Annotated in this window: 12 protein-coding genes; 6 read left to right on the forward strand and 6 right to left on the reverse strand. The window is 62.9% G+C overall.

The features are described 5' to 3' along the window. Positions 1-414 (reverse strand): response regulator, encoded by a 414-nt coding sequence (locus GEOBRER4_RS07165; protein ID WP_085813212.1) that lies wholly within the window; start codon positions 412-414, stop codon positions 1-3. 128 nt (positions 415-542) lie between these two features. Here GEOBRER4_RS07165 and ybaK point away from each other — a divergent pair, with 128 nt between their 5' ends. The 6 genes from ybaK (at position 543) to GEOBRER4_RS07195 (ending at position 6,340) form a co-directional block, all read left to right on the forward strand. Then, the gene (gene ybaK, locus GEOBRER4_RS07170) at positions 543-1,025 is read left to right on the forward strand and encodes a Cys-tRNA(Pro) deacylase (protein ID WP_185244826.1); all 483 of its coding nucleotides are present in this window, start codon (positions 543-545) and stop codon (positions 1,023-1,025) included. Between the two features lie 9 nt (positions 1,026-1,034). Beyond that, positions 1,035-1,868 carry an SIR2 family NAD-dependent protein deacylase gene (locus tag GEOBRER4_RS07175; RefSeq protein WP_185244827.1) on the forward strand — a complete coding sequence of 278 codons (834 nt, stop codon included), beginning with the start codon at positions 1,035-1,037 and terminating at the stop codon, positions 1,866-1,868. A gap of 116 nt (positions 1,869-1,984) precedes the next feature. Further along, a complete protein-coding gene (gene dusB, locus GEOBRER4_RS07180; protein WP_085813209.1) occupies positions 1,985-2,950 on the forward strand; it encodes a tRNA dihydrouridine synthase DusB in 966 nt (321 codons plus the stop codon). Further along, the gene (locus GEOBRER4_RS07185) at positions 2,943-4,028 is read left to right on the forward strand and encodes a two-component system sensor histidine kinase NtrB (protein WP_185244828.1); all 1,086 of its coding nucleotides are present in this window, start codon (positions 2,943-2,945) and stop codon (positions 4,026-4,028) included. Before dusB ends, GEOBRER4_RS07185 begins: the two co-directional genes overlap by 8 nt. A 223-nt stretch (positions 4,029-4,251) precedes the next feature. Then, on the forward strand, positions 4,252-5,685 hold the full coding sequence (locus GEOBRER4_RS07190) for a sigma-54-dependent transcriptional regulator (RefSeq protein WP_085813207.1): 1,434 nt from the start codon (positions 4,252-4,254) through the stop codon (positions 5,683-5,685). 91 nt (positions 5,686-5,776) lie between these two features. Then, positions 5,777-6,340, forward strand: coding sequence for a hydrolase (locus GEOBRER4_RS07195; protein WP_185244829.1), 564 nt, complete (start codon positions 5,777-5,779; stop codon positions 6,338-6,340). On the opposite strand, the gene GEOBRER4_RS07200 is transcribed toward GEOBRER4_RS07195, so the two are convergent. From GEOBRER4_RS07200 to GEOBRER4_RS07220, 5 genes are all read right to left on the reverse strand, one after another. Further along, on the reverse strand, positions 6,324-7,037 hold the full coding sequence (locus GEOBRER4_RS07200; protein WP_185244830.1) for a response regulator: 714 nt from the start codon (positions 7,035-7,037) through the stop codon (positions 6,324-6,326). The two genes, GEOBRER4_RS07195 and GEOBRER4_RS07200, sit on opposite strands and share 17 nt — an antisense overlap. Before the next feature lie 167 nt (positions 7,038-7,204). After that, positions 7,205-8,488, reverse strand: a complete 1,284-nt coding sequence (locus GEOBRER4_RS07205; protein WP_185244831.1) for an enoyl ACP reductase FabMG family protein — start codon at positions 8,486-8,488, stop codon at positions 7,205-7,207. Positions 8,489-8,661: 173 nt separating this feature from the next. After that, positions 8,662-10,011 carry a replicative DNA helicase gene (gene dnaB, locus GEOBRER4_RS07210; protein ID WP_085813203.1) on the reverse strand — a complete coding sequence of 450 codons (1,350 nt, stop codon included), beginning with the start codon at positions 10,009-10,011 and terminating at the stop codon, positions 8,662-8,664. Positions 10,012-10,311: 300 nt separating this feature from the next. Beyond that, positions 10,312-10,950 (reverse strand): DNA repair protein RecO, encoded by a 639-nt coding sequence (gene recO / locus GEOBRER4_RS07215; RefSeq protein ID WP_185244832.1) that lies wholly within the window; start codon positions 10,948-10,950, stop codon positions 10,312-10,314. A 64-nt stretch (positions 10,951-11,014) separates the two neighbouring features. After that, a complete protein-coding gene (locus tag GEOBRER4_RS07220; RefSeq protein WP_226377919.1) occupies positions 11,015-11,938 on the reverse strand; it encodes a dihydrofolate reductase in 924 nt (307 codons plus the stop codon). Between the last annotated feature and the right edge of the window lie 22 nt (positions 11,939-11,960).

The following is an 11,960-nucleotide window of genomic DNA, read 5'->3' on the forward strand; positions in this document are numbered from 1 at the left end:
CTAGCTGTTCTCGCGCAGGCTCTTGCTGAACTCTTCCATCAGCTGCTTGTTGAGGTAGAAGTAGGGCTTCTCTATGGTGCCGGCAAAGCCGAAGGTCCTGAAATTTATCATCACCGGGTCGTCGGTGCGGCCGCTCGACACGTACCCCTTGGCGTCAGGGTCGATTTCCAAAAGGCGCTTCATCGCCTCCTGCCCACCCATCCCCCCGGGTATGTTCAGATCCAGTATCACCGCTGCGAAGCACCGCCCCGCCTGGTGCCGCTCCCGGTACAGCTCGACGGCCTCGCTCCCGTCGATGGCGAACTCGACCTCAAAGCCGTACCTCTTCAGGGTCTCGCCCGCGACGAAACGGACCATTTCGTCGTCGTCCATGACCAGAACCTTTGCAACTACCTGACCATTGTCGTTTTGCATTGGAAGCTTCCCTAGTTACACGGTTGTTAAGCTGCGGCTGACGTGATATTAATCTATAGCCGGTATGTTTGCAGCTGGCAAGTCACTTTTTCATGTGAGTGCCAATTCATCCTGAGGAGAATCTGAACATGGCGAAGGTAAAGTCGCCGGTCACCGCCGCCGTGCGCGTGCTGCGGCAGGCAGGGGTGGCCTACGGCGAGCACCCCTACCAGTACGAGGAAAAGGGGGGGACAGCCGTCTCGGCGCGGGAGCTCGGCGTAGACGAGAGATGCGTCATAAAGACCCTGATCATGGAGGACGAGGCCAAGAACCCGCTCGTGGTCCTCATGCACGGAGACCGCCAGGTCTCGACGAAGGAGCTGGCCCGCGTGATCGGAGTGAAGGCCGTAGCCCCCTGCACCCCCGAGACGGCCAACCGCCACTCCGGGTACCTTGTGGGGGGGACCTCCCCGTTCGGCACCAGGAAGCGGATGCCGGTCTACCTGGAAGAAAGCATCCTGGAGCTCCCGCTCATCTACATCAACGGCGGCAGCCGCGGTTTCCTCGTCTCCATGCCTCCCGCCGAGCTGGTCCGGGCGCTGCAGCCGGTGCCGGTGAAGGTGGGAATCTAGGAGGAGCCGATGGATCTCTCGAGGAGTTTCGAACAGGCAGCGGAAATCGTGGCGCAGGCCCAGGCGCTGGTTGTGACCGCCGGAGCCGGCATGGGGGTCGATTCGGGACTCCCAGACTTCCGCGGCGACCAGGGGTTCTGGACCGCGTATCCCCTGTACCGAAGGCTCGGCATCAGTTTCGTCGACGCGGCAAACCCTGAACATTTCGAGCGCGATCCCAGCTTCGGCTGGGGGTTCTATGGCCACCGCACCAACCTCTACCGGGAGACGGTCCCGCACCCGGGTTTCCAGCAGCTGCTCCAGTGGGCCGAACGCTACCGGCTCGATTGCTTCGTCGCCACCTCGAACGTGGACGGCCAGTTCCAGAAGGCCGGTTTCGCCGCAGACGCGGTGCTGGAATTCCACGGCTCGATCCATCACCTCCAGTGCACCCGCCCCTGCAGCAACACCATCTGGGAAAACCGGGAACAATTCCGGATCGACACCGAGACCATGCGGGCCGACCGGGTACCGCTTTGTCCCCGCTGCGGTGCGGCCGCACGCCCCAACATCCTCATGTTCGGCGATTACGGCTGGATCTCAGACCGCACCGGGCGCCAGCAGGAGCGCTTCCGGCAGTTCCTCTCCCGTGTCGGCCAAGGCAGGATCGTGGTGGTGGAGCTGGGAGCCGGGACCGCCATCCCCACCGTGCGCGCCGCCAGCGAGAGGATCGGCGCCCTGGCAAAGGCGCGCGTCATCAGGATCAACCCGCGCGAGCCGCAGATACACGCGCCGCACCTCTCCCTTCCCTGTGGCGCCCTGGAAGGGGTGCAAGGGATCGAAGAGATGCTCCGCCGCCGTTAACCCCCTGAAATGAGGGTGCCTCCCTTAGTTGCTCCCGCCGCCAAAAAAACCTTGCCTTTCCAATCCCTTATTGCTAGTATTGCTCATTTTTTAGGCAGATAAGGAACGATCGTTCTATGCAAAAAACGGTGGCCCTCGGCCCACTTGTGTTGAAGAATCAGCTATTTCTGGCCCCGATGGCGGGCATCACCAATCTGCCGATGCGGATCATCTCCCGGGAGGGAGGGGCGTCGTTCGCCTTTACCGAGATGGTCAGCGTGAACGGCCTGACCCGCGAAGGGCGCAAGAGTTTCGACCTGTTGCAAAGCAGCGCCGAGGACCGCCCCATCGGGATGCAGCTTTTCGGCGACGACCCGGAGATGCTTGCCGAGGCTGCGCGCCTGGTGGAGGAGTACGGCGAGCTTATCGACATCAACATGGGATGTCCGGTGCGCAAGGTGGTGGGAACCGGCGCCGGAAGCGCGCTGATGAAGGACCCCCTGAAGGTGGGGCGCATCGTGAGAAGCGTGAGGAAGGCGACGAAGCTTCCCCTCACCATCAAGATCCGCACCGGCTGGGTCTGCGGCGACGACACCTTCATGGAAGTGGGGAGAATCGCCCAGGAGGAGGGGTGCGACGCAGTTACGCTGCACCCCAGGAGCCGCGCCCAGATGTTCGAGGGGAAGGCGGACTGGTCCCGGATCGGCGAGCTGAAGAGCGCGCTCAGCATCCCGGTGATCGGCAGCGGCGACCTCTTCAGCGCGGCCGACGCGGTGGGTATGCTGACCCAGACCGGGTGCGATGCCGTCATGGTCGCCCGCGGCGCCATGGGGAACCCCTGGATCTTCAGGGAGGCGCTCTCGCTTCTGGCCGGGGAGGAGCCGGTTCCGCCGACGGTGAAGGAGAGGCTCGCGGTCTCACGCAGACACTTGGAGCTTTTCACCGAGTTCGCAGGCGGGCGGGTGGCGCTCATGGAGATGCGCAAGCACCTCTCCTGGTACTCGAAGGGACTGCCGGGTGCGGCGCAGTTCCGCGCGGCCGTGAACCGAATCGAAAGTACCGCCGAATTGATCGGGGCCATGGAGGAGTTCTTCGATGCCTGAGAAACTGGAGAGTTACTACGCGAACGTGATCGACAGCGTGGGTGACGGCGTCATCGTCCTCGACAACCAGGGAGCCGTGACGCTGATCAACCCCGCCGCCGAGGAACTGGCCGGCGTTTCCCGCCGCCAGGCCATGGGCGTTCTCTTCAGCGAGATCTTCAAAGGGGAAGGTCCTCTGAACGACATGGTCGCCAAGACCGTGGAGACCGGGATGTCGGTCTCAGACCACGAGAACATCGTGCTCAAGCGCGGGGGAAAGCTCCTCCCGGTCGGCGCCAGCACCTCGCCGCTTTTAAGCGCGTGCGGCGAGCGCATCGGCACCATCCTCCTATTGCGCGACCTGACCAACGTGCGCGAGCTCGAGTCGGCCGTGCGCCAGGCGGACCGCCTCTCGGCGCTGGGCGCGCTTGCCGCGGGGCTCGCCCACGAGATCAAGAACCCGCTCGGTGGGATCAAGGGGGCGGCGCAGCTCCTCGAACTGGAATTCCCCGACAACGAGGACCTGCGCGAGTACATCCGGGTGATGCTGAAGGAGGTGCAGCGGGTCAACGTCATCGTCGAGGAGCTCCTCGCGCTCGCCTCACCGGGGCGCCTGAAGCTCACCAAGGTGAACCTGCACCGGGTCCTCTCCGACATCGTCCTGCTGCAGAAAAACGCGAGCGAGGGGAAAGAGGTCTACCTGCAGCAGTACTTCGACCCGAGCATCCCGCCCATCCTTGGGGACGAGGCGCTTTTGACCCAGCTCTTCCTGAACCTGATCAAGAACGCCCTGGAGGCGGTGGGAAACGGCGGCGTGGTCAAGGTGACCAGCCGGGTGCTGTCGGACTACAGCATGACCCAGAAGGGGGAGCGGCGGGCCCGCATGGTCGCCATCGACATCGCCGACAACGGCCCGGGGATCGATGCCGAGGTGCTGGAGAACATGTTCACCCCTTTCTTCACTACCAAGTCGCAGGGGACCGGGTTGGGCCTTGCCATCTGTCAGAAGATCGTTTCCGAGCATCGCGGCATGATCAAGGTCGATTCCGACGCCGGGCGCGGCACCGTCTTCACGGTCATGCTGCCGCTGGTGCAATAAGAAAAAAGTTCAAAGTTCTGAGTTCAAAGTTCGACTGGCCGCCCCTATCATGGTTAGGTCACCCTGACTTACACCTGTAGCGAACGGACAAGGCAAATCGCGGAGGCCAGTGACCGGTGCCCGCAACGAACTTTGAACCCTGAACGTTGAACAGGTTTTGGTTTTAACTCTGAACTCTGAACAGGTTCTGGGTAGAACCTTGAACGGGTTTTAAGGAGTTTTTATGATCAACAACATTCTGGTAGCCGACGACGAAGAGAGCATGCGCTGGGTCCTTTCCAAGGCGCTCAGGAAAAAGGGCTACAACGTGGAGCTTGCCCGCGACGGCAACGAGGCTCTCAGGCTGATCCAGCAAAACGTCTACGACCTGGCGCTTCTCGATATCAAGATGCCCGGGATGACGGGGCTGGAGCTGCTGGACCGGGTGAAGGAGGAGCGCAGCGACCTCTTCGTCGTGATCATGACCGCCGAGGCGAGCATGAAGAACGCGGTCGAGGCGATGAAGCGGGGCGCCTACGACTACCTGACCAAGCCTTTCGACCTGGGCGTTGTCGACGCGGTGGTCGAGAAGGTAAGCCGGGCGCGCGAGATGACGAGCCAGGTCTCGCTCCTCAAGGAGGAGCTGAAGGACCGCTACCAGCTGGAGAAGACCATCATCGGCAACTCGCCGGCCATGCGGGAGGTCTACAAGACCATCGGCAAGGTCGCGCCCAGCGACGTGACGGTGCTGGTGCAGGGGGAATCGGGAACGGGCAAGGAGTTGATAGCCCGCGCCATCCACTACAACTCGAAGCGCCTGGGCAAGCCCTTCATTCCGCTTAACTGCGCTGCCATCCCGAAGGAGCTCCTGGAGAGCGAACTCTTCGGCTTCGAGAAGGGGGCCTTCACCGGCGCCACCGAAAGGAAGCTCGGCAAGTTCGAACAGGCCAACGGCGGCACCATCTTCCTGGACGAGATCGGCGACATGCCGCTCGACCTGCAGGCGAAGATCCTGAGGGTGCTGCAGGAGCGGGAGATCACCAGGACCGGCGGGAACCAGAGCATACCGGTCGACGTCAGGGTGGTGGCCGCGACCAACCAGGACCTCGAGGAGAGCGTGCGCAACAAGCAGTTCCGCGAGGACCTCTACTATCGCCTGAACGTGATCCCCATCCAGCTGGTGCCGCTCAGGGAGAGGAAGGAGGACGTGCCGCTCCTGGTGCAGTACTTCCTCACCAAGATCTGCGCCGAGCTAGAGGTGCCGCAGAAGCGCTGCTCCGCAGACGCGATGAAGCTCCTCACCAACTACAACTGGCCGGGCAACATCCGCGAGCTGGAAAACACCATCAAAAGGGGCGTGATCCTCTCGCCGGACCCGCTTTTGGTCGCCTCCGATTTCCCCGGCCTGCGCAACCGCCAGAGCGAAGGGAAGGGGGAGGAGCTTTCCCTGGAGGGGATCGTCGACCTGAAACTGCGCGGCTGTTTCAGCAACATGGAGAAGATGGAGAGCGGCGACGTGCACGCCATGGTGCTGGAGCAGGTGGAGCGGCCGCTGATTCGCTTCGTCCTGGAGAAGACCCGCGGCAACCAGGTCCGCGCCGCCGACATCCTCGGCATCAACCGCAACACCCTGAGGAAAAAGATCACCGAGCTCGGGATCGAGCTGCGCAAGGAATAGAGCTGGCAACTTACCCCCTCCCGCCTTCGCGGACCGAAGCGCTGCGGCGCGCAGGCCCGCCAGGGTAGGGAGAACATGATAAGGAGTTACCATGACCCTGATGGAGAGATTTTTTCTGGAAAAAGAAAGCGCGCAGCTAGTGGTGGTCGACGTGCAGGAGAAGCTCTGCCGGGCGATGGACGAGAAGGTGCTGGCAAAGCTCACCGGCAACATCTCCATTCTGCTGGATGCGGCGGCGGAGCTCGGCCTCCCGGCGCTCGCTACCGAGCAGTACGTGAAGGGGCTGGGCGAGACGATCCCGGTACTGAAGGAGAAACTCCCGGCGGCGAGCCTGGAGAAGATGACCTTCAGCTGCTGTGGCGGTGAGGGCTTTCTGGAGGCGTTGGAGAAAAACGGGCGGCGGCAGGTGATACTGGTCGGGATGGAGACCCACGTCTGCGTGCTGCAGACCGCGCTGGAGCTTTTGTCACGCGGTTACGTGGTGCATCTGGTCTGCGATGCGGTGATGAGCCGCCGCAAGCAGAACTGGGAGATCGCCATCAAGACCATGACGGCGGCAGGGGTGGTGATGACCTCGACCGAGTCGGTGCTCTTCCAGCTTTTGCGCGTGGCCGGCACCGAGGAGTTCAAGAAGCTCTCTAAACTCGTGCGCTGACCTTATCCAGGCTGTCGACGAAGCGGCCGATCTGCTCCCTTTCGTCTTCGGAGATGAAGAGGAACTCCACGCCGAAGCCAGGCGGCAGCGCCGGTTTCTTCCTGTTTTTGGAGCTGTTCTGCCAGGCGATGCGCGCCCTGGTCTGGATGATGGTACCGAAGGGCTCGGGGAGGGCGAAGATCAGCTCTACCACGGCATCTTCCTCCAGATCCGCGTCGGCGGCGACGTACATGCCGTTCTGGCTCAGGTTGGAGGCGAACCCCGAAAGGGTGAGGCCGAAGGCGCGGAACTTGGCGTTGAAGCGGCAGTTCACCCTCCGGTCGCGCCGGTCGATGGCGGGGAGTAGCTTGCGGGCCGCCTCGAGGAACGCGTGGCGGTCCAGGGGCTTGGTGAGGAAGCCGTCGCACCCGGCCCGAAGGCAGAGTTGCCGGTCCTCCTCCTTCCCCTCGGAGGTGATCAGGATGACGGCGGTCGACAGCCTTTGGTCCCGCTTGATCTCCCGGCAGCAGTCGGCCCCGTTCATGAGCGGCATGTGCAGGTCCATGAAGACTAGTTCCGGCCGCTCCAGACGGCAGATCCTGAGCGCCTCCTCGCCGTCGCGCGCGGTCAAGACAGTGACGGCTGAGAGCTGCAGGTAGTCCTTCTCCAGTTCGATGAACATGCTCACGTCGTCAACGAGCAGAACCTTGCTTGCCACTTCCCCCCCCCGTCATCACATTGCATAACTTCTGGTGAGCCCGGCAGCACGAATCCCTATGAAAAGTATTCCATCAGGGAATTTCGCGAAACCTGGCGTCCCCTCCCCCTCTGGGGGAGGGACAGGGTGAGGGCCGAATGCCACTTCCCTCACCCCTACGTCCCTTACTACATCTTCGCCAGCGTCTTGGCGATCACGTCGTGGTTCAGCCAGAACACCGGGGCCTTGGGCTCCCAGGAGCTGTCGAACATCAGCTTCCCTACGCCCTGGAACACACCCTTGGAGAGGACGGCGCAGACGATCTCCTTCGGGTCGGCGTTCAGGCTGATCAGCTCAGCCGACACGTTCAGCATGTACTCCTGCTGCTGCGGCTTGTTGTGCTGCGGCCAGCTGTCGAAGTCGCGTGTGCTGGTGACGAGCTCCGAGGTGAGGTAGGTGTTGGCGATGCCGAGCAGCGTGTCGACCGTTGCCCCTTCCTTCAAGAGCCCCTCGCACTCCTTGAGGATCTTCTGCTCTCCTTCGGCCCTGAGCGCGTCCATCAGCGGGTAGAGGGAGTTTTCGACGCCCAGGAAGAGGGCGCTGGAGTTGGTGAGGATCTCGGGGCAGTTGTAGACGGTCGCCTTGATCCCTTTTTCCCACGCCTCGATGGCGATGTCTTCCAGGCGGATCTTCGCCCAACCCTGCAGGTAGGGGGTGTAGGACTGCCAGGTGACGACGCCGTCGATGAGCACGCCGGTGCCGTGGTAGCCGTAGGCCGCGTAGGTCACTTCGAGCTTGTCCCTGAGGCCAGCGGTGGCGTCGATCAGGTAGCGGAAGGTGTCGGCGGTCACTTCGTTGAAGCTCGCGTCGCAAAGGCGCCCCATGTCGGAGTTCCAGAACGCTTCGGAGGAGAGGAAGCGGTCTCCCTGCCCCTTGAAGAGCTTGTTGAGGATCGGCATGAAAACGCGCGCCCTGGGGATGCCGCCCGCCATGGTGTGCACCACGAGAAGCCTTCCCTTGGCCGGGAGCATCTTCTCCAGCTCGGCGACTACCGCCGAAAGGTTCTTGCAGAAGCGCTCGGTGCCGCGCTTTTTGGAGAATTCAACCTCTGCCTGGTCCAGTTTCACCGAGGCCCAGTCGTCCGGTTTCACCCCTTTGAACCTGTCCACCGGGGCGATGCCGTCGCTCCCCGGCTCCATGTCGAAGCCCGCCTCGAGCGGGATGTTGATGATCTTGCCGCCCAGGTTCTCTTCCGCCGCTGCGAGTTCCTCGGCGTTCAACGGGCGCAGGGTCCCGTCGTTGTCGCGCCTGCCGACGGTTGCCCCGATGATGGTCATCCCCTTGGCCCTCGCCTCGTCGACGATGCCGTTGGCGTAGCCGCGGCCGAAGAGCTCGCCGCAGAGAAAAAATACGTCCCCTTCCTTGAATCCGGCAGTAGCGGGGATTTCCCGCATTGCATTGTACCTGCTCATTTAGTTTCCTTTCTTGGTTGAAAATAGGCGCGGGGGCTCTGTTGCCCTCCGCACATGCATGGCGCCAGCCCTTCATCCGCCCGTCGTGGGAGGGAGGGTAGTCGCCATGAAACGTTTTGCGCCAGCACCGCCGTGCCCTGATGAGGGGAAAACGGAGGGGCGCTTAAGCTGCGTTAGTAATCGTCGCGGCTGCTCAGGTTCTCGAAGCGGGTGAACTCGCCGCGGAAGGCGAGATGAACCGTTCCGGTCGGGCCGCTCCTGTGCTTGCCGATGATGACCTCAGCCTTACCCTTGAGGTCCTCTTTATCCTTCTCGTACACCTCTTCGCGGTAGACGAACATGATGATGTCGGCGTCCTGCTCGATGGCGCCGGATTCCCTCAAGTCGCTCATCATCGGGCGCTTGTCGGAGCGCTGTTCCAGTCCGCGGTTTAGCTGCGAGAGGGCGATGACCGGGATGCTCAGCTCCTTGGCGAGTCCCTTGAGCGACCGGGAGATCTCGGAGATCTCCTGCTGCCGGCTTTCGGGGTTCGCACCGCCGCGCATGAGCTGCAGGTAGTCGATGACGATGAGCCCGATGTTGTGCTCCGCCTTCAGGCGCCTCGCCTTGGAGCGTAGCTCCATGATGGTGATCGAAGGGGTGTCGTCGATGAAGATCTTCGCGTCGTGCAGCTTGCCGCCGGCCTTGATCAGCTTGGGCCAGTCGTTCTCCACCAGGTGACCGCTTCTGAGTCGACTCAGGTCGACCTTCGCCACGGAGCAAAGGAGCCTCTCCACCAGCTGCTCCTTGGGCATCTCCAGCGAGAACACGGCGGCGGGGTAGGCTTGGTCGGCGTCGATGGCCGCGTACTGGGCCACGTTGAGGGCGAAGGTGGTCTTTCCCATCGCCGGGCGCCCGGCGATGATGACCAGGTCGCCGGCGTGGAAACCGGCGGTGAGTTTGTCCAGGTCCGTGTACCCCGTCGGGACGCCGGTCACCAGCTCCTTCTTCTCGTAGAGGAGCTCGATGTTCTTGATGGTGTCCTTGAGGATGTCGCTCACCTGGTAGTAGGCGGGGCGGATCTTGTTCTCGGAGATCTCGAAGATCACCTTTTGGGCCGCGTCGAGGAGTTCCTCGGTGTCGACCTTGTCCTCGAACCCCTTGCTGACGATGTCGGTCGCGGCGGAGATGAGCTTCCTGGTGAGCCACTTCTCCTTCACGATCTTGCAGTAGTAGGAGATGTTGGCCGCCATGGGGACGAAGTCCACCAGCGTCGCCAGGTAGGCCCCGCCGCCGACCTCTTCCAGCTCCCCCTTCTTCCTGAGGATCGTGGTCATGGTGATCAGGTCGCACGGCTCCCCGCGCTCGTTCAACTCGATCATGGCGCGCAGGATCTTCCGGTGGCTCTCCCGGTACAGGTCGTCCGGCACCAGGATCTCGAGGACGCGGTTGATCGCCTCGTTGTCCACCAGGATCCCCCCCAGGATGGACATCTCCGCCTCAATGCTCTGCGGGGGCAATTTTCTCATGTCCGTTGCGTTCATGCGAGACCTCGAAGTGACAGTAACCCTTGCCTGTAGTGCAGCGCGGACGGCAGTCCGATGGCGCAGTACAGCCGTCGGATAGTACCTGCATCCGCCCCGGCGGTCAACCAAATTTGGTTTATCCGGCGCTTCCTGTTACCTGGGATGTGGTTCCTGGAATTCGGTCAAACCTGATTGTGTGGTGCCTGTCAGGCGCTTGCACGCGAACTAAAGTTCCCCCCTCTGCGAAGGGCCTGCGCGCCGTAACATTCCCCCCTTTGCGAAGGGGGGACAGGGGGGATTTGCCTTTAGGGTGTTTTGCTACCCCCCGACCTCCTTCAAAAAGGCGAGCGACCTCAGTTCCCGGTCCAGGTGCAGGTCGATGGCGGGGTTCAAAAGGAGGTCCGCCTCTCGAAGCAGCGGCTCGGGGAACGATATGGCGCCGAAGCGTCCGGTCTGCATGGCGAGCGCCAGCAGGCGGGCGGTCTCCTCCGAGATCCCCCTGACCCGCAGGTCGGGCTGGTAACCGAGTATCTTGAGGAGGTTCACGGCGAAGAAGCGACGGTCCGAAGGGGAGGGGGGGGCCTGGTCCAGCCTTTCCAGGTAGCAGTACAAGAGGCGGAACAGGCGGGGAGCCGGCTCCTCGTCGGGGGTGAGCCGCTCCACCAGTTCGCAGGCATATGCGGCGCATCCTATCTTGACGAGGTCGGCGCGGATGCCGGGGAAGATGCTGACGATGTCGGCTGAGGAGAGGGTGGTGAGGCTTCCTCCCAGCTGCAGCTGGAGCTTCAGGTGTGCGAACGCCTCCAGGGCCCCGGCGAAGCGCTTCTTGCTCCGCTTGGCCCCGCGCGCCACCCCCTGCAGCTTCCCCTGTTCCAGGGTGAAGAAGGTGACGATCCGGTCGGCCTCACCGAAGTCGGTGAGCCGCAGCACTATGCCCTCTGCCTCGGCTTTTCGCATCGGTCGAAGGTACATCGGCCGCAGGATCAAGTCAAGCGGGGAGCGGTGGGAGCAGGAAGCTCCTCTACTTGAGGTTCATCCGGTGCAGCATGAGCCCCAGGTACCGGTTCAGCGGGTGGCTTCTCGGCAGGGACTTGATGGGCTGGAGCTTCCTGGTGCCGCAGCGCGCCAGCTCGGCCAGGAACTCCGGGCCGCCTCCCGCCTTTACCCCCTTGCGCAGCGTGTCGAGACCCTTGCTCTTGTCGCCGGAGAGGATCAGCACCCTGCCGGTGTTGAGGATGATGCGGATGTTCTTGGGCTCTTGCCACAGCGCCTTTTCCGCCATTTCCCGCGCCTGGCGCGCTTCGCCGCCGCTTTTGATCAGGCTGAAGGCCAGGTCGGAGGCGGTTTCCGGGTTCTCCTCTAGCGTCTGTGCCTGTTCGAAGCAGCGCCGGGCGAGGAAGAAGAGCTGGCGGTTCAGCGCCTCCCGTCCCTTGCGGCGCAGCTGCTGGGCGTCCACCCCCGCCTCGACCCGTTCCACCTTCTCCATGACCACGAAGGAGGAAGGGGGGGTGGTGTCTGGGAATTCCTCCCGGTGCAGCTCGACGAACCCGGCAGGCAGCTCGGGGAATAAGACGTCCCCCTGGTAGTTGCCGTGGACGATGGTCAGGTAGACCCTCTGGCAAAGCGGCAGCGCCTCCTCGAAGACTTCGCCGCCGCCGCAGATGAAGACCTCCTCCTCGCCCTCAGCCGCGGCGATAGCCGCGTGGAGGTTGCGGGCGATCTCGCACCCCTCGATCTGCGACCCCCTCCTAGTGAGCACGATGTTGCGGCGCCCGACGAGGGGCTGCCCTATCGACTCGTAGGTCTTCCTCCCCATGATGACGGCATGCCCCATGGTGATGGAGCGAAAGCGCGTCAGGTCGGAGGGGATATTCCAGGGGAGCCTGCCGTCCGCCCCGATTACCCTGTTGTCAGACATGGCCGCTATGGTCGAGATGATCATCATGACCTCCGGGGTCGTGGAAAGT

Source organism: Citrifermentans bremense (assembly GCF_014218275.1).
In the GTDB taxonomy this organism is placed as follows: domain Bacteria; phylum Desulfobacterota; class Desulfuromonadia; order Geobacterales; family Geobacteraceae; genus Geomonas; species Geomonas pelophila.

Excerpts from the sequence above, each read along its gene's own strand:
- GEOBRER4_RS07165 (WP_085813212.1), bottom strand. The coding sequence starts at position 414 with ATGCAAAACGACAATGGTCAGGTAGTTGCAAAGGTTCTGGTCATGGAC.
- ybaK (WP_185244826.1), top strand. The coding sequence starts at position 543 with ATGGCGAAGGTAAAGTCGCCGGTCACCGCCGCCGTGCGCGTGCTGCGG.
- GEOBRER4_RS07175 (WP_185244827.1), top strand. The coding sequence starts at position 1,035 with ATGGATCTCTCGAGGAGTTTCGAACAGGCAGCGGAAATCGTGGCGCAG.
- dusB (WP_085813209.1), top strand. The coding sequence starts at position 1,985 with ATGCAAAAAACGGTGGCCCTCGGCCCACTTGTGTTGAAGAATCAGCTA.
- GEOBRER4_RS07185 (WP_185244828.1), top strand. The coding sequence starts at position 2,943 with ATGCCTGAGAAACTGGAGAGTTACTACGCGAACGTGATCGACAGCGTG.
- GEOBRER4_RS07190 (WP_085813207.1), top strand. The coding sequence starts at position 4,252 with ATGATCAACAACATTCTGGTAGCCGACGACGAAGAGAGCATGCGCTGG.
- GEOBRER4_RS07195 (WP_185244829.1), top strand. The coding sequence starts at position 5,777 with ATGACCCTGATGGAGAGATTTTTTCTGGAAAAAGAAAGCGCGCAGCTA.
- GEOBRER4_RS07205 (WP_185244831.1), bottom strand. The coding sequence starts at position 8,488 with ATGAGCAGGTACAATGCAATGCGGGAAATCCCCGCTACTGCCGGATTC.
- dnaB (WP_085813203.1), bottom strand. The coding sequence starts at position 10,011 with ATGAACGCAACGGACATGAGAAAATTGCCCCCGCAGAGCATTGAGGCG.
- recO (WP_185244832.1), bottom strand. The coding sequence starts at position 10,950 with ATGCGAAAAGCCGAGGCAGAGGGCATAGTGCTGCGGCTCACCGACTTC.
- GEOBRER4_RS07220 (WP_226377919.1), bottom strand. The coding sequence starts at position 11,938 with ATGATGATCATCTCGACCATAGCGGCCATGTCTGACAACAGGGTAATC.